29 protein-coding genes are annotated in these 26,315 nt (G+C 31.7%); 6 read left to right on the top strand and 23 right to left on the bottom strand.

The window, feature by feature from the left end; translation table 11 throughout:
- Positions 1 to 42 precede the first annotated feature (42 nt).
- Together BMY86_RS05110 and BMY86_RS05105 are read right to left on the bottom strand one after the other, a co-directional pair.
- Positions 43 to 801, bottom strand: a complete 759-nt coding sequence (locus tag BMY86_RS05110) for a hypothetical protein (RefSeq protein WP_091466062.1) — start codon at positions 799 to 801, stop codon at positions 43 to 45.
- Positions 801 to 2,033, bottom strand: coding sequence for a 3-deoxy-D-manno-octulosonic acid transferase (locus BMY86_RS05105; protein ID WP_091466060.1), 1,233 nt, complete (start codon positions 2,031 to 2,033; stop codon positions 801 to 803). Before BMY86_RS05105 ends, BMY86_RS05110 begins: the two co-directional genes overlap by 1 nt.
- A 96-nt stretch (positions 2,034 to 2,129) precedes the next feature.
- Between BMY86_RS05105 and BMY86_RS05100 the strand changes: the two genes are divergently transcribed.
- From BMY86_RS05100 to BMY86_RS05090, 3 genes are read left to right on the top strand one after another with little or no spacing between them, the layout of a single operon-like run.
- Positions 2,130 to 3,260 (top strand): DegT/DnrJ/EryC1/StrS family aminotransferase, encoded by a 1,131-nt coding sequence (locus tag BMY86_RS05100; RefSeq protein WP_091466058.1) that lies wholly within the window; start codon positions 2,130 to 2,132, stop codon positions 3,258 to 3,260.
- A 3-nt stretch (positions 3,261 to 3,263) separates the two neighbouring features.
- Positions 3,264 to 4,277: a UDP-glucose 4-epimerase GalE gene (galE, locus tag BMY86_RS05095; protein WP_091466056.1), complete on the top strand. Its 1,014-nt coding sequence runs from the start codon at positions 3,264 to 3,266 to the stop codon at positions 4,275 to 4,277.
- A gap of 34 nt (positions 4,278 to 4,311) precedes the next feature.
- Complete coding sequence (locus BMY86_RS05090; RefSeq protein ID WP_091466054.1) at positions 4,312 to 5,205, top strand: DMT family transporter; 894 nt, start codon at positions 4,312 to 4,314, stop codon at positions 5,203 to 5,205.
- Positions 5,206 to 5,250: 45 nt separating this feature from the next.
- On the opposite strand, the gene BMY86_RS05085 is transcribed toward BMY86_RS05090, so the two are convergent.
- The 3 genes from BMY86_RS05085 to BMY86_RS05075 all read right to left on the bottom strand — a co-directional run bounded on the left by BMY86_RS05085 (position 5,251) and on the right by BMY86_RS05075 (position 6,917).
- The gene (locus BMY86_RS05085) at positions 5,251 to 5,526 is read right to left on the bottom strand and encodes a hypothetical protein (RefSeq protein WP_143065599.1); all 276 of its coding nucleotides are present in this window, start codon (positions 5,524 to 5,526) and stop codon (positions 5,251 to 5,253) included.
- Between the two features lie 72 nt (positions 5,527 to 5,598).
- Positions 5,599 to 6,384, bottom strand: a complete 786-nt coding sequence (locus BMY86_RS05080; RefSeq protein ID WP_091466050.1) for an anti-sigma factor — start codon at positions 6,382 to 6,384, stop codon at positions 5,599 to 5,601.
- Between the two features lie 2 nt (positions 6,385 to 6,386).
- Positions 6,387 to 6,917, bottom strand: a complete 531-nt coding sequence (locus tag BMY86_RS05075) for an RNA polymerase sigma factor (RefSeq protein ID WP_091466048.1) — start codon at positions 6,915 to 6,917, stop codon at positions 6,387 to 6,389.
- Positions 6,918 to 7,078: 161 nt separating this feature from the next.
- On the opposite strand from BMY86_RS05075, the gene BMY86_RS05070 reads away from it, so the two are divergent.
- Complete coding sequence (locus BMY86_RS05070; protein WP_143065598.1) at positions 7,079 to 8,539, top strand: hypothetical protein; 1,461 nt, start codon at positions 7,079 to 7,081, stop codon at positions 8,537 to 8,539.
- A gap of 73 nt (positions 8,540 to 8,612) precedes the next feature.
- Here BMY86_RS05070 and BMY86_RS05065 read toward each other — a convergent pair whose 3' ends face one another.
- Complete coding sequence (locus tag BMY86_RS05065) at positions 8,613 to 8,867, bottom strand: hypothetical protein (RefSeq protein ID WP_091466043.1); 255 nt, start codon at positions 8,865 to 8,867, stop codon at positions 8,613 to 8,615.
- An 11-nt stretch (positions 8,868 to 8,878) separates the two neighbouring features.
- Positions 8,879 to 9,751 carry an ACP S-malonyltransferase gene (gene fabD, locus BMY86_RS05060; RefSeq protein ID WP_091466041.1) on the bottom strand — a complete coding sequence of 291 codons (873 nt, stop codon included), beginning with the start codon at positions 9,749 to 9,751 and terminating at the stop codon, positions 8,879 to 8,881.
- 111 nt (positions 9,752 to 9,862) lie between these two features.
- Here fabD and BMY86_RS05055 point away from each other — a divergent pair, with 111 nt between their 5' ends.
- A complete protein-coding gene (locus BMY86_RS05055; RefSeq protein WP_091466039.1) occupies positions 9,863 to 11,491 on the top strand; it encodes a hypothetical protein in 1,629 nt (542 codons plus the stop codon).
- A 63-nt stretch (positions 11,492 to 11,554) separates the two neighbouring features.
- On the opposite strand, the gene BMY86_RS05050 is transcribed toward BMY86_RS05055, so the two are convergent.
- The 15 genes from BMY86_RS05050 to BMY86_RS04985 form a co-directional block, all read right to left on the bottom strand.
- Complete coding sequence (locus BMY86_RS05050; protein ID WP_091466037.1) at positions 11,555 to 12,085, bottom strand: YceI family protein; 531 nt, start codon at positions 12,083 to 12,085, stop codon at positions 11,555 to 11,557.
- A 158-nt stretch (positions 12,086 to 12,243) separates the two neighbouring features.
- On the bottom strand, positions 12,244 to 12,660 hold the full coding sequence (locus BMY86_RS05045; protein ID WP_091466035.1) for an OsmC family protein: 417 nt from the start codon (positions 12,658 to 12,660) through the stop codon (positions 12,244 to 12,246).
- Positions 12,661 to 12,676: 16 nt separating this feature from the next.
- Positions 12,677 to 13,198: an NADPH-dependent FMN reductase gene (locus BMY86_RS05040; RefSeq protein WP_091466033.1), complete on the bottom strand. Its 522-nt coding sequence runs from the start codon at positions 13,196 to 13,198 to the stop codon at positions 12,677 to 12,679.
- Positions 13,198 to 13,605 (bottom strand): AtaL-like protein, encoded by a 408-nt coding sequence (locus BMY86_RS05035; RefSeq protein ID WP_177177129.1) that lies wholly within the window; start codon positions 13,603 to 13,605, stop codon positions 13,198 to 13,200. Before BMY86_RS05035 ends, BMY86_RS05040 begins: the two co-directional genes overlap by 1 nt.
- Positions 13,605 to 13,832: a (4Fe-4S)-binding protein gene (locus tag BMY86_RS05030; RefSeq protein WP_091466028.1), complete on the bottom strand. Its 228-nt coding sequence runs from the start codon at positions 13,830 to 13,832 to the stop codon at positions 13,605 to 13,607. Before BMY86_RS05030 ends, BMY86_RS05035 begins: the two co-directional genes overlap by 1 nt.
- A gap of 2 nt (positions 13,833 to 13,834) precedes the next feature.
- Positions 13,835 to 14,242: an OsmC family protein gene (locus tag BMY86_RS05025; RefSeq protein ID WP_091466025.1), complete on the bottom strand. Its 408-nt coding sequence runs from the start codon at positions 14,240 to 14,242 to the stop codon at positions 13,835 to 13,837.
- Positions 14,243 to 14,244: 2 nt separating this feature from the next.
- The gene (locus BMY86_RS05020; protein ID WP_091466023.1) at positions 14,245 to 14,529 is read right to left on the bottom strand and encodes a GNAT family N-acetyltransferase; all 285 of its coding nucleotides are present in this window, start codon (positions 14,527 to 14,529) and stop codon (positions 14,245 to 14,247) included.
- Between the two features lie 2 nt (positions 14,530 to 14,531).
- Positions 14,532 to 15,245: a pirin family protein gene (locus tag BMY86_RS05015; RefSeq protein ID WP_091466021.1), complete on the bottom strand. Its 714-nt coding sequence runs from the start codon at positions 15,243 to 15,245 to the stop codon at positions 14,532 to 14,534.
- Between the two features lie 117 nt (positions 15,246 to 15,362).
- Positions 15,363 to 17,234 (bottom strand): peptidase U32 family protein, encoded by a 1,872-nt coding sequence (locus BMY86_RS05010; protein WP_091466019.1) that lies wholly within the window; start codon positions 17,232 to 17,234, stop codon positions 15,363 to 15,365.
- Positions 17,235 to 17,351: 117 nt separating this feature from the next.
- On the bottom strand, positions 17,352 to 17,927 hold the full coding sequence (locus BMY86_RS05005; protein ID WP_091466017.1) for a Crp/Fnr family transcriptional regulator: 576 nt from the start codon (positions 17,925 to 17,927) through the stop codon (positions 17,352 to 17,354).
- On the bottom strand, positions 17,927 to 18,262 hold the full coding sequence (locus tag BMY86_RS05000) for a DUF6370 family protein (protein ID WP_091466015.1): 336 nt from the start codon (positions 18,260 to 18,262) through the stop codon (positions 17,927 to 17,929). The genes BMY86_RS05005 and BMY86_RS05000 overlap by 1 nt, the downstream gene beginning before the upstream one ends.
- Positions 18,263 to 18,412, bottom strand: coding sequence for a hypothetical protein (locus BMY86_RS13040; RefSeq protein WP_177177128.1), 150 nt, complete (start codon positions 18,410 to 18,412; stop codon positions 18,263 to 18,265).
- Positions 18,413 to 18,415: 3 nt separating this feature from the next.
- Entirely contained in the window at positions 18,416 to 19,585 is a 1,170-nt protein-coding gene (gene purT / locus BMY86_RS04995) for a formate-dependent phosphoribosylglycinamide formyltransferase (RefSeq protein ID WP_091466012.1), read from the bottom strand.
- 171 nt (positions 19,586 to 19,756) lie between these two features.
- The gene (locus tag BMY86_RS04990; protein WP_091466009.1) at positions 19,757 to 20,944 is read right to left on the bottom strand and encodes a pyridoxal phosphate-dependent aminotransferase; all 1,188 of its coding nucleotides are present in this window, start codon (positions 20,942 to 20,944) and stop codon (positions 19,757 to 19,759) included.
- Positions 20,945 to 21,003: 59 nt separating this feature from the next.
- Entirely contained in the window at positions 21,004 to 22,101 is a 1,098-nt protein-coding gene (locus BMY86_RS04985; RefSeq protein ID WP_091466008.1) for a fatty acid desaturase family protein, read from the bottom strand.
- A 101-nt stretch (positions 22,102 to 22,202) separates the two neighbouring features.
- Here BMY86_RS04985 and rsmG point away from each other — a divergent pair, with 101 nt between their 5' ends.
- Positions 22,203 to 22,832: a 16S rRNA (guanine(527)-N(7))-methyltransferase RsmG gene (gene rsmG / locus BMY86_RS04980; RefSeq protein WP_091466006.1), complete on the top strand. Its 630-nt coding sequence runs from the start codon at positions 22,203 to 22,205 to the stop codon at positions 22,830 to 22,832.
- Positions 22,833 to 22,888: 56 nt separating this feature from the next.
- On the opposite strand, the gene BMY86_RS04975 is transcribed toward rsmG, so the two are convergent.
- Complete coding sequence (locus tag BMY86_RS04975) at positions 22,889 to 26,257, bottom strand: PA domain-containing protein (RefSeq protein WP_091466004.1); 3,369 nt, start codon at positions 26,255 to 26,257, stop codon at positions 22,889 to 22,891.
- Positions 26,258 to 26,315 lie beyond the last annotated feature (58 nt).

The following is a 26,315-nucleotide window of genomic DNA, read 5'->3' as shown; positions in this document are numbered from 1 at the left end:
TAGATTGTTTTTTAATGTTTTGTTAAGATTTTTTTTTGATTCTTATTTCAATTTGAAATACGTATGATTTACCATTTCGTTGTTTTCTTCAATTACAAAACCTAAAAATTTTAATTCTTCCAAACATTTTTCTAATGAAGAAACATCGATATTAATATCGTACAAATTCTCATCACCACTATTTTCAATCAAATGAATTTTACCAGGAAAAAAGCCATTTAAAGCATTTATGAATTGTTGAATTTTACCTGAAAAATACAAACGCTTTTCTTGAAAATCAAAAACATTTTTATAATCTCTTTCAAATGATTTAATCAACAATGAATTAATTATCGAAACTTTATAAGTAGTATAATTTTCTAATTGAACCTTCTTTATTAGCTTTAATTGATTTAGAAGTTTTTTTTCAAAATCACTTTTAACCTGAGTATCAGCTAGGTTTCCTTTATAAAACACATAAAACAATTCTCCTTTAATTTTTTCGTCTAAAGTAGTATGAAGAAAATCGTAACCAATTGGTTCTAAAACATGTTTCAAATCGATATAATTTCCAAATGCATATTTCTTATTAATTCTGAAAGAAATCGGACCTATAGCTTCATTCGATTTTTCAACTTTAAACAATTCTTTTACAGAAGAATCATTGGCAATAGAATCAAAGTGTTTCGTAATACTATCAAATAGTTGATTTCTTCTTTTGGCTAATTCTTTTCCTTTCAATTTATTTCCAGTAGTATTTTTACTTTCTTGTGAAAAAGCAACTTGCAAACTAAAAACAAATAACAAAACGAGCAATCTCATTAAAAAATAGATTTAAAAATGGTGTTCGTTGCACCTTTATTCATTTGAACAAATGTTTCGCAAATATGTCCTTTTTCAGTACGTTCATCTTCGTTTTGAAGCAATAAATCAAACGCTTCATTTAATTCTAATTGGTTTTTGATTGACATACAGCCTTGCAAACCAACTAATGCAGAAGCCTCAGCAAAATGAGAATAATTGGGACCGATTACAATGGGAATACCGAAAGTGGCTGGTTCTAAAATATTATGAACTCCAGGATTTCCAAAACCACCGCCAACATACGCAACATCTGCATAAGAATATATTTTGGTTAAAATTCCGATGGTGTCAATAATAAAAACATTGTGTTTTGAAACATCAATATTATTTTTTTCCGAAAACAAAACCGTAGATTTTGTAATTGATTTTCGTAAATTCTGAATTTGATCTGGTTTGATATTATGAGGTGCAATAATAAATTTCAACTTTTCATCTGCATAATCATTTATAAATTGAACCAACAATTCTTCATCTTTTGGCCAACTACTTCCAACAACAATGGTTTTCTGATTGTTTTTAAATTGCTCAATAAAATCTAAGGAATTATCTTTTTCTAAAATCGCTGCTACTCTATCAAAACGGGTATCACCAGATACTTTTATATTAGAAAAACCAATGGATTCTAATAAACTTTTTGATTTTTCATTTTGCACAAAAAAGTAATTAAAAGCATTTAAAGCATTTCTGTAAAAGCCACCGTACCATTTGAAAAAAACTTGATTTTCTCTAAATATTCCAGAAATTAAATAGGTAGAAATAGTTCTGTTTTTTAATTCATTCAGATAATTAGGCCAAAATTCGTATTTGATAAAAAATACTTTATCAGGATGAACCAAATTTAAAAACTGTTTCGCATTTGCTTTTGAATCTAATGGCAAATAAACTGTAACATCTGCAACAGTATTGTTTTTTCGAACCTCATATCCCGAAGGAGAAAAAAAAGTAACAACAATTTTATGATGTGGAAATTCCGACTTAACTTTTTCAATTACTGGCAATCCTTGTTCATATTCTCCTAAAGAAGCAGCATGAAACCAAAAGACCTTGTCTTCTGGATGAATTTTATTTTTTAGGGTTTGAAAAACCGACTTTCTTCCATCAACAAACAATTTCATTTTTGGACTAAAAAGCGCCAAAAGTTTTAAAATTTGTGAAGCCAAAAGCACAACAAGATTATAAATAAATAGCATATAAATAATTTATGTGGCTAAATTACGTTTCTTTTGTGTAACTGAAAAAATGTAAGTAGAATTTCTTACTTTTGCTACTCTTAATGTATTTCGAATATGAGAAAATTACAAATGGTTGACTTAAAAGGTCAATACGAAAAAATAAAAGATGAAGTTAACGCTTCAATTCAAGACGTTTTAGAAAACAACACATATATAAACGGACCTTTAGTTCACCAGTTTCAAGCAGATTTAGAAAAATATTTAGGCGTGAAACATGTTATTCCATGCGCAAATGGAACAGACGCGCTTCAGATTGCCATGATGGGATTAGGATTAAAACCAGGCGATGAAGTAATTACGGCCGATTTCACTTTTGCAGCTACTGTAGAAGTTATTGCTTTATTACAATTAACACCCGTTTTAGTAGATGTAGACATGAATAACATGAATATTTCTTTAGACGGTATTAGAAAAGCAATTACTCCAAAAACAAAAGCTATTGTACCTGTTCATTTATTTGGACGTGCTGCGAATATGGATGCTATTATGGAAATTGCAAATGAACATAATTTATTCGTAATTGAAGATAATGCTCAAGCTATTGGTGCCGATTATACGAACAAAGACGCCGTTAAAAAGAAAGTTGGAACTATCGGACATGTAGCAGCAACTTCATTTTTCCCTTCTAAAAACTTAGGTTGTTATGGTGATGGTGGTGCTATTTTTACAAATGATGATAATCTAGCGCACATTATTAGAGGAATTGTAAATCATGGAATGTATGAAAGATATCACCATGATGTTGTGGGTGTTAATTCGCGTTTAGATAGTATTCAAGCTGGAGTTTTGAAAGCAAAATTACCGCATTTAGACACTTATAACAAAGCACGTCAAGACGCTGCCAGAAAATATACTTTAGCATTAGGAGTTAATCCAAATATTGTTGCTCCAACAATTTGTGAAAATTGCGATTGTCATGTATTCCATCAATATGTTATTAGAATTACAAATGGAAAACGTGATGCGTTATTGGCACACTTACAAGAAAAAGGAATTCCTTGTGCTATTTACTACCCAATTCCTTTACACAGTCAGAAAGCCTATGCAGATGTTCGTTACAAAGAAGAAGATTTTCCAGTAACAAATCAATTATGCAAAGAAGTTATTGCATTACCGATGCATACTGAATTAGACGACGAACAAATTAAATTTATTACGGATTCCGTTTTAGAATTTTTAAAATAAATTATGAAAATAGTTGTTACGGGTGGTTTAGGATTTATTGGTTCTCATACAGTTGTGGAACTTCAAAATAAAGGTTTTGAAGTAATTGCATTGGATAATTTATCTAATTCTTCAATTGAAGTTTTAGATGGAATTGAGCGCATTACGGGAAAAAAACCTGTTTTCGAAAACATCGATTTACGAGAAAAAACTGCTGTACAAAATTTCTTTAAAAAATATTCAGATATTTCTGGTGTAATTCATTTTGCAGCTAGTAAAGCGGTTGGCGAAAGTGTTGAAAATCCGTTGTTGTATTACGAAAACAACATTAACACCTTAGTATATCTTTTACAAGAATTACAACAAAAACCAGAAGCACAATTTATTTTTAGTTCTTCTTGTACGGTATATGGTCAAGCGGAAAAAATGCCAATTACAGAAAATGCTTCTGTTCAACCTGCTGTTTCACCATATGGAAATACCAAGCAAATAGGTGAAGAAATTATTCATGACGTAGCTAAAGTAACTAATATAAACGCAATTCTTTTACGTTATTTCAATCCAATTGGAGCACATCCAAGTGCAGAAATTGGCGAATTACCATTAGGAATTCCTCAAAATTTAGTACCATTCATTACACAAACTGCTATTGGTTTACGCGAACAATTATCTGTTTATGGTAACGACTATCCAACAGCAGACGGAACAGCAATTAGAGATTATATCCATGTAGTTGATTTAGCAAAAGCACATGTAGTAGCTTTACAACGTTTAATCAATAAAAAGAATCTAGAAAAAGTTGAGACGTTCAATCTAGGAACAGGAACAGGTAGTTCCGTTTTAGAAGTAATTGCTTCTTTTGAAAAAGTTTCTGGTCAAAAATTAAATTATAAAATTGTAGGCAGACGTGAAGGCGACATTACTGAAGCTTATGCCAATACAGATAAAGCCAATAACATTTTAGGTTGGAAAGCCGAATCTAGTTTAGATGAAAGTTTAGCCAGCGCTTGGAAATGGGAACAAAAAATTAGGAGTTAATTTAAACTCTCAAACTAAAATACAAATAAAGTAAATGCCTAAAAGTGTAGACATCAAACTAATTATTTCCATGATTATCGTGGGATTGGTTTGGGGAACTACTTTTTTAGGCATTTCTATTGCTGTAGATACCATTCCGCCTTGGTATTCTACTGCCATAAGAAATTTTGTTGCTGCCTTAATTGTTTTTTTCATCTTATTATTCACTAAAAAAATGAGATGGATTGGTAGAAAAGGATTTTATCAACAAACAATTTTATCGGTTTTAATGTTGGTTTTTGCCAATGGTTTTACAACTGTTGCAGAACTGACTTTACCATCAGGTTTGACGTCAATTATTAGCGCCATAAATCCAGTTGTGATATTTTTAATGAGTATAGTATTTCAACTTCAAAAACCTAACTTAAAAGGTTTTGTTGGTGTATTACTCGGATTTTCAGGTGTAGTTTTTATTTTCAAAGATGGCTTAAGCGAAATACTCAATCCGGATTACAAAACAGGTGTAGCATTTTTAAGTTTAGCAATTTTAAGTTGGGCATTTGGAACTATTTATTCTAAAAAATTAAATCTCGATTCGAACAATTTGCTTTTAAATTTATTTTACCAATTTTTAATTGCATCAATTATTCAAATCATACTTTCTTTCATAATTTATCCAGAATCGAATATTGAAAGTTGGTCGTTAAAAAGTTTTGGAGCTGTAATTTATTTAGCCGTTTTCGGATCTGTAATTGCATTATTTAGTTATCAATATGCTCTAAAAAAAGTAAGTCCGATACAAGTTTCCATTTTAAGTTATGTAAATACCATAATCGCAGTATTTTTAGGTTGGTATTTGAATCATGAAGTCGTAAAAAAAGAATTTATCATTGCAGTAATTCTAATTATTATTGGAGTATTTGTTATCAATTATAAAAAGAAGAAATAAAAAAATCCCGACTTTCATCGGGACTTTCAAATCTAACTAAGAAGATTATTTCTTAATTTCTTCTTTTACTGCTTTTGCACCAGCATCAACAGCTTTCGTTGCAGCGTCTTTACCAGCTTCTACAGCTTTTTCTGCACCAGCTTCAATTTTTGCTTTAGCTGAATCTACTTCTCCTTCAGCTTTAATTGTAGCTGAATCGATAGTTTGTTCTACTGCAGTTGTAGTTGAATCTACTTTGTTTTCTGCATCTTTTTTAGCTTTGTCTTCACAAGAAACTAATACTGTAGCAACGAATGCTAATCCTAAAATTGCTTTTTTCATTTTTTGGTTGATTAAATAATTTATTAATTTTTTGAACTCAAAAATCAATATTCAAATTACGTGCCAAAAAAATTAAACTTTACCTAAAGCATATAATTGTTCCATTGTAGGTGTTTTACTTCCGCCTTTTGGTTCTAATGTAATTCCAAATGCTTCGGCTCCAACAGTACCTTCAACTTCAATTAAATATTTCATTTTATCTTCAGCATTATCAATCAATCCGATGCTAGTTGGTGTTAATGTAGGAGCTAATTTTAACGACCAAACTTGATATACTTTGCCTTCTGGAGGAGTTGGCAAACTTGATGCATCAACATAAACTTTATTTGTTTTGTTATTCCAATATACTTTTGCAGAAGATGTTGGCGAAACCGCTTGACCCGCTAATTTTACAACAATATTATTTTCATCTTTTAAAACCGCATAAGATGTATTAATTTGATTGTTTAAACGTTCTTTTGCAGAAACAGTTTGTTCTAATGTGTTTTTATCTTCTAATAAATCGTTAATTTCTGTTACCTTTTTATTTTGAAGATTATATAAAATTCCACAACCTATTAAAAATACCGCGGCTACTGCCCAACCAATGTATTGTTTTACATTTGATTTTGATTGCAATTGAATTACTTCATTATCTAAATCTAATTTCTGTTTAATTTTACTATAATTATCAGCAGATAAATTTGGAGCAAAACTAGATGACAAAGCCACAACCGATTTCTCAATTGAAAGTATTTCATTTTTTACATCAGCATCTTCAGCAGCAATTTTAGAAATTTCAGTCATTTCTGCTTCAGATAATAATCCAAAAACATATAACTCTAAATTTCCTGACTCTATTAATTCTTTATTTTTCATAACTATACTTTCAAATAAGTTCTTAAATCGTTTATACAAGTTCTATTTAAAGTTTTAACTGTTCCTAAAGGAATTTCTAACTCTTCTGAAGTTTCAGCTTGAGTATATCCTTTAAAAAACAATAAATCAATAATTTGAATACATTTTGGTTTGAGTTTTTTTATGAACTCACTTACCCCAATCACATCAATCTTGTTTATAAACTTATTTTCGTTATCTATAATACCTACGAAATTATCTAACTCTTGGTTTTTTAAGGACTTATTATATCCTTTAGAACGCATTTTATCTATGGTTGTATTTCTTGTTATGTTTAACATCCAAGTGTACAATCTGCCTTTTTCTGAATCAAATGAATCGATGTTTTTCCAAATTTTTACAAATACATCTTGTAAAACATCTTCAGCTTCTTCCCTATTTTTAATCAAATTTGAAATTACAGCAAATAAACTTTTTGAATACATATTATATAAATACGTATATGCTTTGCCGTCTTTCTTTTCAATAAGCATTAAAACTTCTTCTTGTGTCATCTTTTTGTTGTTAGATTCTTACAAATCTAAATAAAAAAAAATCAAATAAACTGAAATTTAAAATATTAACAATTTAGCACTAAATAAAAAATTAATCAAATAAAATCCAAAGTACAAGTTTTCTCGTAAATGGATGTAAAGAAATCACAAACAAAATGAAAATGAAAAAAATACTTTTTATTACTTACTTATTTACAATTAATTGCATGCTTGGTCAAGTTGGAATTGGCACAACCGCAATTGAAAACGGAGTTGAATTACAAATTGAAAGCAACAACAGAGGTTTACTAATTCCAAGAGTTGCATTAACTTCAACTTTACTTGAATTACCCGTTGGTCCTTCACCTATAGCAACAGGTATTTTAGTATACAACACAGCTACAGCTGGAATTGGAGTAACAGGTGTTACTCCTGGTTTCTATTATTGGTCGGGATCAAGCTGGATTGCATTACGTTCAACAGCTGCACAAAACTGGAGTTTAACAGGAAATGCTGGAACTTCACCAGGCACTCAATATTTAGGAACTTCTGACAATCAGAATTTTCAAATTAGAACAAATGCAACATTGAGAATGACGGTTGAAAATGACGGACAAGTTATTGTAGGAACAGGAACTCCGCAGACAAACACATTAACCACAATTAATGCAGGAGCTACACAAGTGGGTTTATTTGTAAACAGTAGCAATTCAGCAAGAACTATAAGGGCTTTAAATGCAACAAATACACAATTTGTTATTGATGGAGGAAATTTAGATTCAAATGGAGGTCGAGGTGTTATTGGTATTAGTGCAAATTTAGCCGCAAATGCAACTTCAACTGTGATGGGTGTATTAGGTGTTGCAGGAAGAACTACTTTTACTGAATTACCTGGTGAATCGATAGGTACTTCGGGTCAAGGAACTACTGGAATTTTCGCAAGAGGTGTAGGAAAAGGAGCTGGAGTAGATTATAATGCTGCCTATTTCGAATACGATCAAGATGACAATACTAGTACAAGTAATGGGCCATTTGCAAGAATTGCGGGTAAAGATGTAAATTATTTTACTAGTGGTTCGGCTGCTGCGAGGGATGTAACTTATGGCGGATATTTTGATGCGAATACAGCTACTACAGATTTCGTTTTTGTTGGAGCTAGAAATAATGGAACATCCTATAAAGTTTTAGGAGGAGGTTCTTTATCTACAATGATTAAAGATGACGAAGGAAATAATAGAATCTTACATGCTACAGAAACTCCAGAAATATTATTTGAAGATTTTGGTACTGGAAAATTAGTAAATGGTGAAGCATATATTACAATTGACAAATTATTGAGCAAACATATTTATGTTGATGAAAAACATCCAATGAAAATATTCATACAACTTGAAGGAGATTGTAACGGTGTTTTTGTAACTGAAAAATCAACAAATGGATTTAAAGTAAAAGAATTAAACAATGGAAAATCAAATGTTAGTTTTTCTTGGAATTTAGTAGCAAACAGAGCTGATACAATTGACGATGACGGAACAATAGCTTCAAAACACGTTGATGTTCGTTTTCCAATTGGTCCAAAAAAATTAGATCCAGAAAAACAAGTAGTAAAAAAATACGATATAAAAGGTGGTGAAATAAAATAAAAAAGAAAAAATCTCGTCTAAATACTAGACGAGATTTTTTTTTTAAATTATAAGTTACAACTAATAAAATAAATTAATTACTAGCTTTTTCTTTTACCGTTTTAGCACCTTTTTCAATAGCTTCAGCACCTTTAACAATGGCCTTATTTACTTTTTGTTTGACTTTAGCAGTATCAATAACTTTAGCAACTTTAGCCTTAGTTTTTTGAGCGGCTACTTTCACCTCAGCACCAACTGCTTTTCCTGCATCTTTTACTTTGGCACGAGTTTCTTCTTGACAAGCTATTAATAAAAAACTTACTGTCAATATTCCAACTATTTTTTTCATCTTAAAAAAAATTATGCAGAAATAGTTTCAACCTCTTTATTGATTTTATTAACCAATCCAACTAATACTTTACCTGGACCAACTTCCGTAAAACTAGTTGCTCCATCAGCAATCATTTGATTTACTGACTGGGTCCATTTTACAGGAGCTGTTAATTGAATAATTAAGTTTTTCTTAATCTCATTTGCATCTGAAACTGCACTTGCAGTTACATTTTGATACACTGGGCAAATTGGTTGAGAAAAAGTTGTAGCTTCAATTGCTGCTGCTAATTCTTCACGTGCTGGCTCCATCATTGGTGAATGAAAAGCACCACCAACTGGTAAAATTAAAGCTCTTTTTGCGCCTGCTTCTTTCATTTTTTCACAAGCTAATTCAACAGCTTTATATTCTCCAGAAATTACTAATTGTCCAGGACAGTTATAATTCGCTGCCACTACTACACCATCAATAGATGCACAGATATCTTCAACAATTTTATCGTCTAAATTTAAAACGGCAGCCATAGTAGAAGGCGTAATTTCACACGCTTTTTGCATAGCTAATGCACGTTGAGAAACTAATTTTAATCCGTCTTCAAAAGATAAAGCGCCATTAGCAACTAATGCAGAAAATTCACCTAATGAATGACCTGCAACCATTTCTGGTTTAAAATCCTCTAACGTTTTAGCTAAAATTACTGAATGTAAAAAAACAGCTGGTTGTGTTACTTTCGTTTCTTTTAATTCTTCAGCTGTTCCCTCAAACATAATATCTGTAATGCGGAAACCTAAAATTTCGTTTGCTTTTTCAAACATTTCTTTAGCTACAGCAGAATTTTCATATAAATCTTTACCCATTCCGGTAAATTGTGCGCCTTGCCCAGGAAAAACGTATGCTTTCATATTATATCTTTTCTAGTTTATTTCTTAAAAATTTTGAAAAACAAAAATACTTAATTTGTAACAATCTCATTACAATTATGACTAATATTTACAAAAACTAAACTATTTTCAATGAAAAAATTGTTACCCATTCTACTAGTTATAATTATAACTGTAGCATATTTCTATCTTTCCTTACCTGTAATAAGTTATGGATTTACTGGAATTACCTTTTTATTTATTATTCTAGCAGCAATTCTTTTCTTTTCGTTCTCAAAATTCACAATTAGTTCAGACGGGAAAAGTTACAAACCTTTAAAAGTGTTTTGGAAAATACCAGCACTATTAATTGGAATCGCTATTTTTTATGCTTTAGTCTTGCCTTTCTTTACTTCGAGTCCGATGTTTAGAACGCAAGATTATCGTAACTTAATTGGAAAAGTTGCTGATGGCGACAAATTAACGAATCATATTGCTCCAATTTCGATGCATGAAATTAGAGTAGTTGATGAAAATTTAGCTTATTTATTAGGAGAAAAAATATTAGGATCTCAACCAGCATTGGGAAGTCAGGCTCATTTAGGTGAATTTTTTATTCAAAAAGTAAATGGAAAATTATACTGGATTGCTCCATTAGTACATTCAGGATTCTTTAAATGGTTGAATAACACTGAAGGAACAACTGGATACGTTATGGTTTCAGCAACAAATGAACGTGATGTAAAATTGGTTCAAGAAGTTAATGGAAAACCAATTCGTTTAAAATATCAACACGAAGCATATTTTAATTCTGATATGCGTAGATATTTATATTTTAACGGTTACAGCACAACTGGTTTAGCAGATTTTACTTTTGAAATTGATGAAAAAGGCACACCTTTTTGGGTAGCCACAAAATACAAAAAGAAAATTGGTTTCTCTGGAAATGATGCAACTGGAGTAGTCGTATTAAATGCACAAACAGGCGATATTAAAGAATATGAAATTAAAAATACTCCAGCTTGGGTAGACCGTATTCAACCTATTTCTTTTATCAAAGATCAATTGAATGATTGGGGAGAATATGTAAACGGTTATTGGAATTTCTCTAACGAAAATAAACTTCAAATTACAGAAGATTTAACGTTGGTTTACGGTAAAGATAATAAATCGTATTGGTATACTGGTATTACATCTGTAGGAAAAGACGAATCGGCTGTAGGTTTTGTTTTAGTAGATACACGAACAAAAGAAACTACTTTTTACAAACAAAGTGGCGCAACAGAATTTGCCGCACAAAGTTCGGCACAAGGAAAAGTACAAGAAAAAGGTTTTGTGGCTTCGTTACCGATTCCGTATAATATTAATAACATTCCAACCTATGTAATGACGTTAAAAGACAATGGTGGATTAGTAAAAATGTATGCTATGGTTTCGATTGCAGATTATACAATTGTTGGAACTGGAAATACGATGCGTGAAGCGTTAACAGCTTATAAAACTGCTTTCAATTCTTCAGGAAACAAAATAAATGTAGATAGTAAATCGGCTAAAAAAGTTCTTGAATCTGTAGTAGAAAGAATCCAAACCGATGTTAAAAATGGTAATAGTTTTTATTATTTCACGGTTAAAAATTCTCCAAATATTTTTGTGGGTTCTTCACAAATCTCCAATCAATTACCCATTACAAATGTAGGTGATATGATTAAGATTTCATTTGATGAAGAAAATGAAGAAATTATTGATGTTTCTACATTTGAAAATTTGAGTTTAAAAAAATAATCCTTTTTATAAAAGAAAAACCCTGAACGAAAGCTCAGGGTTTTTTATTAATTGGATTTTCAATTATTGTTTAACCAATTGTAATTCGATAATCAATTTTACTTCTTCTCCAACTAAAACACCACCCGTTTCCAAAGCAGAATTCCAGTTTAATCCCCATTCTTTACGATTAATTTTTCCTTCAATGTTTAATCCAACTTTTGTGTTTCCCCAAGGATCTTTCATTAACCCGCTAAATTCAGTTGCTAATCTTACGGTTTTAGTTACTCCTCGTAAAGTTAAATCACCTACTAACTCATAATTAGAATCGTCTAATTTTGAAAAAGAAGAAGCTACAAATGTTAATTTTGGATGGTTTTCAGCATCAAAAAAATCTGCACTTTTTAAGTGATTGTCTCTATCTGAATTTTTAGTATTTATGGAATCTATAGAAGCAGAAAATTCAACTGAAGATTTTGTAAAATCATCTTCTTCTGTTGAAATTGTTGCATCATACGTTCCAAAATTACCTGAAACATTTGTAAACATCATGTGTTTAACTTTAAATCCGATTTCTGAATGTGTTGGGTCGATTACCCATTTAGTTGTTGCCATAATTTTATCTTTTTAATTATATTTTAGCTTTGCTCTGTTCGGCATTCGCCTCGAGTCAATTTGATAGTACAAAGATATTACGACATTAAAGCTTCATCACTTAACCTAGATTAAGAAATAAAAAAAGGGAAGTTTTTTTTAAAACTTCCCTTTTTAATTTATACCAAATTTGCAACGAGCGAAATTTCGGCATTTAATAATTTTGAAATCGGACAATTTTCTTTGGCATTAATTGCTAAAGCTTGAAATTCTTCATTTGAAATGTTTGGCACTTTGGCATTTAATTCTAATTGAATTAAAGTTATCAAACCATCTTCAAAAGTAACTTTTGCTGTTGTATCTAAATTTTCAGGCACATAACCTGCATCTGTAAGTACAAAACTTAATTTCATCGTAAAACAACCCGAATGAGCTGCTCCAATTAATTCTTCTGGATTCGTTCCCACACCTTCTTCAAAACGAGATTTAAAAGAATATTGTGTATCATTTAAAGTTGTACTTTGTGTACTCACTAGCCCTTTACCTTCCATTCCAGAGCCTTTCCAATTTGCTTTTGCTGTTCTAGTAAATTTCATAATATTATTTTTTTAGTTAAATAGATTTTATAATATCGAGTAATTGATTTTTATATTCTGGATTGATAATTCCGTTTACCACATCGAAGTTTTCATAAAAACTTGGTAATGAAAAACTTCCTTTTACGATTGCTCCTTGATACGGAAATCGTTTGGTTGCAATATCTAAAACCGAACTTCCACCACGTGCTCCTGGCGAAGTCGCTAACAATAACATTTCTTTTTCTTGAAAAGTTTTCGCATTAATTCTAGAGGTCCAATCTAAAATATTTTTAAAAGCTGTTGAATACGCGCCATTATGTTCAGCCAAAGACAATACAATTAAATCGGCACTACCAATTTTAGCATAAAATTCTGTAGCCAATGGATGAATGCCGTTCTCTTTTTCTTTATCAACAGAAAAAACGGGCATTTCATAATCATTTAAATCTAAAACTTCTACCGAAGCATTTTCAAAAAGATTGGCTGCATACGTTGCCAATTGTTTGTTAATGGAAGTTTTACTTGATGAACCTCCAAATGCGATTATTTTTTTCATTAATTTTCTTCTATATATTTTTTAGTTTTTAGCACAGCGTTCTTTACCAATTCTTGATTATTAAATTCGGCTTGCGATGTTTTATCTTTCCAATTAATGGTAAAAGTCATTTCTGTTTCATCATTAGAAATAGCTTTAATATCATTATCTACATAACCTTCAAATTTCGGATGTTCGAGCAATAAAAATCTTACTTTATATGGTTCGAAAGTAATTTTCTCTATCAAAGTTGTGGCATTACCTTCTGAAGTAATGGTCATTTTTCTAGTTACAAAATCTTCTTTTTTTTCTAAAATATGCACATCACTTACACCTGGAACAAAATTTCCAGGCTTTTCAATTTTTAAAATTAAATGTTGCCAAACTTTATCCAAAGATGCCTTTACAATTGTAGTATAGTGAACCATTATTTTTCGTTCAAATAAAAAGTTAATGCTCCAGACGGACATTTATTCACTGTTTCAATAATCTTTTCTGTTGTAGAATTTTCGGGTGTAATCCACGGTTGTTCTTTTGGTTTAAATACATCCGGATTATTTCTCACGCAATTACCAGAATGAATACACTTTCCAGATTGCCATACAATGGTAACTTCTCCATTAGTATATTCTTTTGTAATGTTTTTCGGATCCATAATTATATAGTTGTGTTGATTAAAACTTGGTTTTTTAATATTTTAGAAACAGGACATTTTTCTGCAATGATTAATAACCTGTTTTTGATATCTTCTTCAATTTCATTTGAAAAAGTAATTTCTCTTGTAATAGTAGTCGTTAATTCGGGATTGTTTTCTTGAGCTAAATTCAATGAAATATGTATCTCCGGAATATCCCATCCTTTTCTATCAATATACATTCGCAACGTAGACAACGTACAACCTGCTAAAGATGCCAAAAGCGTTGAATATGGATCTGGACCTAAATCTTGTCCTTCAATACTTTCAGGTTCATCCATTACAAATGTTCCGTTACGCCAAGAAATGGTACACAAATATTTTTGAGTACCAATTTTCCCAGTTATGTTATTTTCAAGTAAATTTTCCATATTTATAACACGTCTCTAAATTCTGGAGTTTTATCAAAAACGCTTTTCGCAAACGGACAAAGTGGAATTATTTTAATGCCTTTTTCGCGAGCAAACTCAACCGCTTTTGTTACCATTTTTTTTCCGAAACCTTTACCATTATTTCCTGGATTGACTTCCGTATGATCAATGATAATTTTATCTTCACCTGCAAATACAAACGTCATTAACGCTTCTTGTTTTCCATCAACTTCAATATAAAAAGCACCGTTTTTATCATTGATTTTTAGTTGCACATCTTCACTCATAATTACTCCATTGGAATTTCCATTAATAAAAATTTTGCATCAGTAGTTGCTTTAATATCTAAGGTTTCAAAATCCCAAATCCCAAGACCATCACGCGTTTCTAATTCTTGACCGTCAACAGTTATCGTTCCTGAAATCACAAAAACATACATTCCGTTTCCTTCTTTTTTAACTTCATAGGTTTTAGAAAAATCCTTATCGAAATCGGCTAAATGAAACCAAGCATCTTGATGAATCCACACTCCAGCATCATCAGCATTAGGTGATAAAACTTGTGCGAAATTATTTTTTTGTTCCGTTACATCTAAAGTAATTTGTTGATAACGAGGCTCTACATTTCTAACTTTTGGAAACAACCAAATTTGAAATAATTTTGTTTGTTGATCAGGATTTGGATTGAATTCACTGTGTTGAATACCTGTTCCTGCACTCATCACTTGTACATCACCTGTTTTAATGGTTGCCGCATTTCCCATACTATCTTTATGAGCCAAATCGCCTTCTAAAGGAATCGTTATGATTTCCATATTATCGTGTGGATGCGTTCCGAAACCCATACCAGCAGCAATAGTATCATCGTTTAAAACACGAAGTACTCCAAAATGAATTCTATCTGGATTATACCAATTTGCAAAACTAAAACTATGGTAGGCATTTAACCAACCATGATTGGCATGACCTCTTGTATTGGCTTTATGTAAAACTGTATTTTTCATATCTTATAAATTTACTAATTATTATGATACAAATTTACATTCAAGTGTAAGAAAAGTCTCTTAACCTAGATTAAGAAATAAAAAAACCGATGACTCTTTCAAGCATCGGTTTATATTTTAATGAATGTGGTCTTCTTCAATTTCGAATTCGGCATCTTTTTCCCAAATCTCCATTTCACAAGGTTTACAATTGAATTTTAATTTATATTCTAATTCACCTTGTTTTAATACTAATGGTTCTTTTAGTTTTTTATCCATGTTTTCACGGTGGTATTTCGGACAACGTTCTAATTCGTATTTAATACAATATTTAGTTGTCATTACTCGAGATTTACCTGGATCCCATTGTAATTCGAATGCTTTTTCGATTTCAGTAACACCATGACGTTCGTAGAATTTACGAGCCATTTTGTTTGCAACATTATACATGAAATCTAATTTCGTTTCTGGATAAGGATGCGATGTTTTTTCCATTTGGTGTTCTTTACGAACATAATTTTTCAAACGAATTTCCGATAATTGTTCGAAAACCGTTCTACGTAATTCATTGATTTTTGAAATAGGTAAGAACCAGTTTTGAGAAAATACTACGTCAATTTCTTCAGCTTTATATGGTGTAAATCCGGTTTTCGCTAAGTTTACTTTAAAATTTTCTTCTAACGATTCACCATTTTTAGTTGGCTCTTTTGCGTGTTCTAATTTTGCTACACTTACATTTCCGTCTTCATCTGTTGCAATTAATTCGAAACCATTTTCATTTTCGGTTAACAATAAAGTAGTACTAATTTTTCGAACCGCACTATCTTCTCTTTCTACTAATTTAATGAAAGCAGCATCGTTATTTCTGTAAATAAAAGTTCCTTCTTTAATTTCTTTCAGAACATTCGGATACACAATTCCGTTTTCTACTTTATTAACGTAAATTCCTTCTGCTTCATTATTTTCATTAATGAAACATAATCCATCGCCATTATTTAAGAAATGTCCGTTTTCAATTTCGTACGAGTTACCAACCGTTTTGATTAATTTCCCGATATATTGTCCTTTCGATTTTGGACTTTCCCAAGAACCAATCGCTTGATGTCTTTCGTTTACGAAATAATCGGTATAACCACGATTAAATGTTCTATCTAAAGCAGAATCAAAAGTATACGTACATGTTCCAGAAGAAGCTTTTGTATATTTTTCTGGATTTTCCTCTAAAAACGCATCTAATTTTTTACGTAAATACGACACGTTATTTTTAACGTAAACGATATCTTTTAAACGACCTTCAATCTTGAAAGAAACAATTCCGGCTTCCACTAAATTTGGAATTTGGTTCGAAACATCAAAATCTTTAATCGAAAGTAAGTGACTATTTTTGATTAAGGTTTCACCGTGACCATCAATTAAGTTATATGGTAAACGACAGTTTTGTGCACAAGAACCACGATTGGCAGAACGCTCACCATTTGCGACACTCATATAACAGTTTCCACTGAAAGAAACACACAATGCTCCAGTAACAAAGAATTCTAATTCTACGTCAGTTGTATCACTAATTTCTTTAATTTGATGTAAGTTTAATTCTCGTGCTAAAACTACACGTTTCATTCCGGCATCAGCTAAGAATTTAATTTTATCGGCATCACGATTATTTGCTTGTGTACTGGCGTGTAATACAATTGGAGGCAATTCCATTTCCATAATTGCCATGTCTTGAATAATTAAGGCATCTACTCCAATATGGTACAATTTCCAAATTAATTGACGACACGTTTCCAATTCATTATCGTACAAAATCGTATTGATAACTACAAAAACCTGCACATTGTATAAATGCGCATATTCCACTAAAGCTGCAACATCTTCTATTGAATTATTCGCATTAGAGCGGGCACCAAATTGAGGGGCACCAATATAAACGGCATCAGCACCAGCATTAATAGCTGCGATACCAGTTAATAAATCTTTTGCAGGAGCTAAAATTTCAATCTTCTTCTTCATTATCTAAAAACTTTAATTTTTTTGGGTTTTGCCGAAAAAATGTTTGCAAAGTTCTTATAAAAAAATGGAGATTTCTAATTCTAGTCCATTTTTTTGAGTTTTGTTTAGAATTTGAAGCTATTTTCGTAATATTTTACTTTTCATTTTACTGAAAAACTCAGGTGTTACTCCAATATAAGAAGCGATATGTTTTTGAGAGACATTTTGAATAAGTGTTGGATATTTTTTGCAGAATTTTTCAAAACGTTCTTCTGCGGTAAGACTCAAATTATCCATTAATCGTTCTTGATGGGAAACCAAAGAGTTTTCTACAAGTATTCTGAAAAAACGTTCAAGTTTAGGAATTTGATGAAATAGTTCTTCATGATTTTCTTTTGAAATAATAGCCAGTTCGGCATCTTCCAACACTTCAATAAAAAGATTTCCTGGTTTTTGAGAAATATAACTGTACATATCACCAATCCACCAACCTTGACAGGCAAAATGCAATACGTGTTCAATAATATTATCATTAATAGTAAAACTTCTTAAAATTCCAGAATTTACAAAATAAGTACAATTTGCAATTTCACCAGGACTTAATAAAATCGATTTGGCTTTGAAGTTTTTATATTCGATTTTAGACAAAAACAACGTTTCTTCTTCCGGAGTTAAAGAAACGTATTTTGAGATATTTTGAAGAATTAATTCCATTACTTTTTATCAGTAGGAAGTAATTTAAAGTAGGTTACTATGAATTTATTGTCTTTAATTTCGCCAATCACCTCAGCTTTACGAATTGCTGAACAAAATCCGTCATCAGCGTGTGCATCACCATGATCATCAATAGTAGTTCCTTCAACGAAATACGATTTTCCATCTATACGAACAGCTAAATCGCAACCTTTTTTATCAGTCATAGCAAATTTACACTGACCGCATGATACTTCAACAATTTGTTTTTTCTCTGCTTTTTTCTCTGCTTTTTTCTCTTGCGAAAAACCGTTGAAAAAACATAAAAAGAAAAATAAAAGGGCTACTTTTTTCATTTATGAAAGTTTAGATTTATTACTGTCTGAATTCATTTTAGTTGGCATTTTTACTTCACATCTTCTGTAAGGTCCACAACCCATACGTTTTGGTCCACAAGATGTTAAAAGTAAACTTCCAAAAACTACTGCTACAATTATTTTTTTCATAATCTATTTATTTACAGTCACTAAAGTAGCAATTTTTTTCGCACGTTCTACAATTTCTTCGATTGGTGTATCTAAATTATCATAATTTAACACAACACCCATTCTTCTGTAAGGTCGAGAAGTAGGTTTTCCGAACAATCTGAAATCGGTTTTTGGTTGACCTGCAACATTTTCAATACCAGTAAAAGTAGGATGATCTGAATTTTCAGAAGCTAAAATAACCGCACTTGCTCCTGCTCTTTCTTGCGTAATTTCGAAAATTGGTAAACTTAAAATCGCACGTAAATGCAATTCAAATTCGTTGAAATTTTGAGTATTGGCTAACGTAACCATTCCGGTATCGTGTGGTCTTGGTGATAATTCTGAAAAATACACACCATCATCAGCTAAGAAAAACTCTACACCGAAAAGTCCAGCACCACCTAAAGCTTCAGTAACTTTTCTCGCCATATCTTGTGCTTCAGCAATGTCTTTATCTGAAACTCTTGCTGGTTGCCAACTTTCTTGATAATCGCCACGTTCTTGACGGTGACCAATTGGCGCACAGAACAACGTTGGTAAATTATTATTTTGAGTTACAGTTAATAAGGTAATTTCTGAATTAAATTTTACAAAAGCTTCTACAATTACTTCTACAATATCACCACGAGAACCTTCTACTGCGTAGTTCCAAGCTTTTTCGATATCGTCTTCCGATTTTATAGTAGATTGTCCTTTTCCAGACGAGCTCATTAATGGTTTTACCACACAAGGCATACCAACTGCTTCTACTCCACTTTTTAATTCCTCGTAAGAAGTTGCGTAACGATAATTAGCTGTTTTTAATCCTAATTCTTTAGCCGCTAAATCGCGAATGGCTTTACGATTCATAGTGAAATTGGCTGCTTTTGCAGAAGGCACAACCGTTATTCCTTGTTTTTCATAATCGTAAAAACGTTCGGTACGAATGGCTTCAATTTCAGGAACGATAAAATCCGGATTATGTTTAGCGATGATTCTGTCTAATTCGGCACCGTCTAACATATTAATGACTTCAAAACCGTGAGCTACTTGCATTGCGGGTGCATTTTCGTAACTATCAACTGCAATTACAGTTTGCCCGATGCGTTGTGCGGCGATTACAAATTCTTTTCCTAGTTCTCCTGAACCTAATAAAACTATTTTTTTATTCATTTTAGTTGTGTTTTGAAAATTGATGTACGTTAGGGATTAAAGCAAAGTACCATGTACTGCGGAAAGCCCGACTCCGATAAATAAAAATATGCCGTGCAATATTTTTATTTATCGGAGGAACGCCCAAAAATTAAATTAAAAAAGCCCCAAGTTTCCAAGGGGCGAAATATATTAAGACAATGCGTCTTTGATTCTTTTCATTGCTTCAGTCAATTGCTCTTCGCTAGTTGCGTACGAAAGTCGTAAACAATTCGGACTTCCGAAAGCGTCACCAGTTACTGTTGCTACGTTTGCTTCTGCTAATAAATACATGGCTAAATCTGAAGCGTCTTTAATTTCCGTTCCTCTTAAGGTTTTACCGAAATAATACGATACATCTGGGAAGAAATAAAAGGCACCTTCTGGCATATTTAATTTGAAACCAGGAATTTCAGAAAGTAATCCGTATACCAATTGTCTTCTATTTTTGAAAGCGTCCACCATATATTTAATAGCTGATGGATTTGCTTCAACAGCTGCCTTTGTTGCACGTTGCGCAATAGAACTCGCACCACTTGTAACTTGACCTTGCATTTTTGTACATGCTTTTGCGATGAATTCTGGCGCACCAATATAACCGATTCTCCAACCTGTCATAGCGAAAGCTTTTGCTACACCATTTACGGTAATAGTGTTATTTTCCATTCCTTCGATTGAAGCGATAGAGCAATAATCACCGATATAATTGATGTGCTCATAGATTTCATCAGAAACTACGTAAATGTTTGGATATTTTTTTAGAACTTCCGCTAATGCTGTTAATTCTTCTTTGCTATAAATTGAACCAGAAGGATTACAAGGCGAACTGAACCACATCATTTTTGTTTTTGGTGTGATAGCTGCTTCTAATTGTTCTGGAGTAATTTTGAAATTAGTATCTACAGAAGTAGGAACTTCAACTGGAATTCCACCAGAAAGTTTAATGATTTCGAAATAAGAAACCCAATATGGCGCAGGTAAAATAACCTCATCACCATTGTTAATCATAACTTGTGCAACATTATACAATGATTGCTTGGCACCTGTTGAAACCACAATTTGGTTAGGCGTATAATTTAAGTTATTATCACGTTTGAATTTAGCGCAAATTGCTTCTTTTAAATCTAAATAACCATCAACTGGTGGATACGTAGAATAATTGTCGTCGATTGCTTGTTTTGCCGCCTCTTTAATAAAATCTGGTGTATTAAAATCAGGCTCACCTAAACTTAAACTGATAATGTCTTTTCCTTGCTGTTTTAATTCTCTTGCTAAAGCCGCCATTGCCAAAGTTTGTGAAACGGCAAGATTATTAATTCTTTCGGATAAAATGTGGTTCATGTTGCGTCGTTAAATATTATTTAAATGAAGAAACGCGATAAATCGCGTCTCGTTTTTTCTTATGCTAATTGAGGGTTTTTTCCTAAGTTTTTTAAATGCCTGAAGTGAGCGATAACCGCACTTCTCATCGTTTTATATTCGAAATAAGGCAAATCACATTCAGCAGCCGTTTGTTTTACTAATTCGGCAATTTTACCGTAATGAATATGACTAATATTAGGAAAAATATGGTGTTCTATTTGGTGATTTAATCCACCTGTATACCAATTTACAATCCAATTTTTTGGTGCGAAATTTACAGTAGTTAATAGTTGGTGAATGGCCCAAGTATTTTCAATTTCACCATTTTCATTTGGTTGTGGATTGATCGTATCTTCTAAAATATGTGCTAATTGGAAAATTACACTTAAAATTAATCCTGCTGTATAATGCATTACAAAGAAACCGATTAAAATAGTCCACCAATTAGCAACTCCAAAAACTAAAGGTAATACAATCCAGAAACTAAAATAAATTAATTTAGAAATGATTAAACCTGTCCAAAGTGTAGCTGGTTTTTTCTCGCTTCCGTAAGATAATTTTCTTTTTATGTAACTAGCCATTTGTTTGAAATCGGTAGTGATACACCAGTTAATCGTTAGCAATCCGTATAAAAAGATAGAATAATAATGTTGGAATTTATGAATTTTACTCCATTCTGCTTCTTTTGTAAAACGAATGATTCTACCTGCATCTAAATCTTCATCGTGTCCAGGAATATTAGTATAAGTATGATGTAAAACATTGTGTTGCACTTGCCAATTGTAAACATTTCCAGCTAAGATATAGATGCTTCCACCCATAATTTTGTTTAACCATGTTTTTGAAGAATACGAACCATGATTTCCATCATGCATAACGTTCATACCAACACCAGCCATTCCAATTCCGATTACAATAGAACCTAAAATGTAAGCCCAAAATGGAACTTCTACAAATAACATAAAGAAAAATGGTGTAAAAAATAAAGCAAACATCACTATAGTTTTTACATGTAATTTCCAGTTACCTGTTTTTTTAATATTATTTTCTTTAAAATAATCGTTTACTCTTTTATTTAACGTTCTAAAGAACTGATTTTTATCTAATCTAGAAAAAGTTGGCGCTTGCATATTCATTTCAATTTTAAGAGTTCAAATGTAATAATATTTATTGAAAACTTTTTATGATAAAACTCATATGACATAAAAATTGTATTTTTGCTGAAAAATTTAACATTTTGGAACTGATTTTAAAATACTTCCCCGATTTAACGGAAACTCAAATAGAACAATTTTCTAAATTATACGACTTGTACGTTGATTGGAATTCAAAAATTAATGTAATTTCAAGAAAGGATATTGAAGAATTGTATACCAGACACGTATTACATTCATTAGGTATAGCAAAAGTGATCCAATTTAATCCGGGTTCAAAAATTTTAGATGTTGGAACTGGTGGAGGTTTTCCTGGAATTCCGTTAGCCATTATGTTTCCTGAAACCGATTTTTATTTAATTGACGTAATTGCAAAAAAAATAAAAGTGGTTAATGAAGTTGCAAAAGGATTAGGATTAAAAAACGTAAAAGCAGAACAAAAAAGAGCGGAATTAGTAAAAGAAGAGTTTGACTTTATTGTGAGTCGTGCCGTAACTAATATGCCCGATTTTGTGAAATGGATCAAAGACAAAACTAAGAAAAATTCCACTCATGAAATGAAGAATGGAATTTTGTATTTAAAAGGCGGTGATTTAACAGAAGAATTATCGGCTTACCAAACGGTTCAACTTTTCGATTTACCCGATTATTTTGAAGAAGAATTTTTTGAAACTAAAAAAGTAGTTTATTTACCTTTAAAATATAAAGCATAAAAAAAACCGTCACTTTAATTTTAAGTGACGGTTTTTTAATTTTATCTAGAAATTGATTAATTCAACATAATCTTTTTAGAATAGTTTAAATTTTCTCCTTCAATTTTTAAGATGTAAAATCCAGAAGCACGTCCTGATAAATCAATAGTACTTTCAATATTAAAGTTTGCTACTTTTTGATTTAAAACTTCTCTACCATTTAAATCGTATACATTAACATTTAAATCATTCGAGTAATTTGGTATGTTAATTTTCACCACTCCATTTGTTGGATTTGGATAGATATTTACTTGTTGAGTTGAGAAATCAGTTGATGATAAAACTGTATTTGTAAACATTCCAGAGAAAATTCCTCTACCATATGTTGAAGCATAAAGTTTGTTATCATTTCTAACATCTAGATCTGTAACTTTTACATTTCTCATTCCGTTATATGATTGATTCCAAACTGGTGAAGCATTATTAAATGTATTTGTATACCAAACTCCTAATTCTGTTCCAATAACAACTTCATTAGCATTTAATGGATTTTTCAAGATACATTTTACTGGTAAATCCGGTAAATTACCTTCTTTATTTTGCCATGATGTACCACCATTAGTAGTATACCAAATGCTCACAACATTATAATTATGCATTGTAACAAAAATTTCATTTTCAGAAGCCCCTAATTCCACATCAGAAATACTACCAACAAATTCAGGCCCTGTAATATCTGTCCAAACTGGAGTTGTATTTGCGCTTGTTAATTTTAGAAGCTTTCCATTTCTAGTCCCTAAATACAAAGTAGTTGAAGCTGTTGTATATTTAGAAACGTGTAAAGAGGTAACAGTTGATGTTAAAAGAGCATTTGTTAACGGTGTTTTATTAACTGTTCCTGATTTTAAATTTGTATATCTTCTAATTCTGTATACCGGAGTTGCAGCACCTGTATCAGCATAATCTGCATATAAAATATCTAAAGAAGAATCTAAAGCCATTGGACAAATAAATGACCCATAACTTGTACTTTCAGAATTGATAGACCTAGTAGTACTTGTAGCATAGTTATACAAATTAATATTTTGATTATATACATAATTTGTAATTCTATATCTATCAGTTCCAACATTATTTTGATCAAAGAATACATGCGCACCATCTCCACCTTGAACCTCTGTACTTGTTCCAGCACCTGCAGGAGCATTTAAAAGCATTTGTGAACCATTATCTTGTGCACCACCAAGGAAATTTTCACCAGTCATTCCATTTGTAGTTGGAGCTACACCAACAGTATAAAACTGAGTAATATTTAATCCTGTATTTCTTGAAGTAGTACTTGTTCCTGAATTACTTGAGAAGTAAACCCCTCCATCATTTCCAAATGCCATTTTAGTTGATGATCCATTTGCAAAAGCCATTGTGTGTTGATCTGAATGTACTTCTTGGAATCCAAAACCACCATACCAATGAGAGAATTGCGTCCAGCTTGTACCTCCATTAGTCGTTTTAAACAAATCGATACCTCCAGTATAAACTACTTGATCATTATTTGGATCAACTTCTAACATTAAATCATAGAAAGCTTGACCTCTAGTAAAATCGGCAGGAGTAATTCCTGTATCAGCGTCATCAGGTAAAGGTAAACTTGTATACGTTGCAAAATCATCAGTTGTTCTATACATTTGAACACCAGATCCAATTTCAGCTAAAATATATGCTTTATTTGCAGTAGTTCTAGAAACAGCAATTTGAGTTCTATCTCCACCTGGAACTGTGAATTTTTCATTAAAAACCACCCCATCAGTTGAAGAGAATACCATTCCTCCACCATCACCATAAACTACACTATTAGTAGTTGAAACCCAAATTTCATTATCAGCACCGATTGCAATATCATTAGGACAATGCTTATGTGCTCCAACTGTTAAAGGTAAATTTAACTCCGACCAGTTAGAACCACCATCTGTCGATTTGTATAATCCAAATTCTGGCCCTCCAAGAAATGTAGTTGAGTTTGCCGCACTATAAAATGCATCACCGGCAGCTACATAAATTTCTGATACGCCATTATTGTTTCTAACTTTAATATCGTTGATATGTTGTTTTCCTGGAACTACCAATCCTGTAATACCACCATTTGAAGGCTGTAAAGTAACGTTTACAGTATTTGAAGCTAATGCCGCTTCAATTAAATCACCATCTGGTTTAGAAATCATTACTGATGGAATTGTAATCGTACCTCCTGTATCTGTTCCTCCCATTGGAAGTGGAGTACCCGGCACGTTATTAATCATAATAACTGCAATTGCACCTGCAGCTTGTGCATTTTGTATTTTTTGAATAAACGAACAATTTCCTCTTCTAATTAAAGCTATTTTCCCATTTACATTACTCCCATTTACTAATGCATTACATCCTAAACTTGTTGGCGAAGACGTACCATCACTAACTAATACAACATTTGAAGTAATTGGATCAGTAATTGAAATACCAAAAGCTGTAGTTTCTACAGATACATAATTTCCGGCAATTCCAGCTGGTGAATTAACCGTTACAACTGAACTTGATTGGAAGTTTGAAGGACCCGTAATTCCACCAAAAATTTTAGTCCAAGTTGTTCCACCGTTTGTAGATTTCCACACACCATCTCCGTTTACATCTCCAGCTACATATGATTCACCTGTTCCTACATAAAATGTATTGGTATTATTAGGATCATAAGTAATACATGAAACGGCTAAATTATCTGGTATATTTACCAATGTCCAAACTGAACTTGGATTTGAAATATTTGTATTTTTCCAAAGACCACCACTAACACCACCAGCATAAACGGTTTCAGTTGTAGGATCATTAGGGTCAAACATAATGGCTCTAACTCTACCTCCAACATTAGTTGGTCCTCTTTCAACCCAATTATTATCAGAAGCGTCTCCAGGTACTCTACCTAAAGCTAATTCATCTTGTCTGTGTTTTTCAAGACTTTCTTTAATTGATTTTAATTTTTCAGGAGTTGGTCGACCTAAAGTAGGATCCATTGTTAACTCCCATTCACTTTCGTAATATTTATTAGGAGTAATACCCATTGCTTTTCTTTCAGATTTTGATAAAGAAAGCGACTTTTTAAAAGGGCTATTTTCTAAAAATTGTGCATGTTGTTTTCTAAGCAATTCAACTTCAGGATTTGTTTTCTGAGTTGCATTTACAGTAGAATTCTTAGCAATTTGTTGATTGATAATAGAAATAGATTTTGATACTGTTTCTATTTTATCAGCAGTAGATTCAGTTAATTGAGTTGATTTTTCATTTTCAGTTTGAGGAATACTCACCGAATTATTTTTATCAACATCAACACCTTTATTTTCTTTAACTGCTTCTTCGTTTTTACAATTAGTAAACAATAAAGCTGTTAAACTCAAAGAAAGTAGTACTAGTTTTTTCATTAGTTTGAGGTTTTATTAAGTCCTCAAAATTAACAATTTACAAATAAAAACAAAGAAA

This window comes from Flavobacterium urocaniciphilum, assembly GCF_900110615.1.
In the GTDB taxonomy this organism is placed as follows: domain Bacteria; phylum Bacteroidota; class Bacteroidia; order Flavobacteriales; family Flavobacteriaceae; genus Flavobacterium; species Flavobacterium urocaniciphilum.
This window is presented reverse-complemented; position numbering and strand designations above follow the sequence as displayed.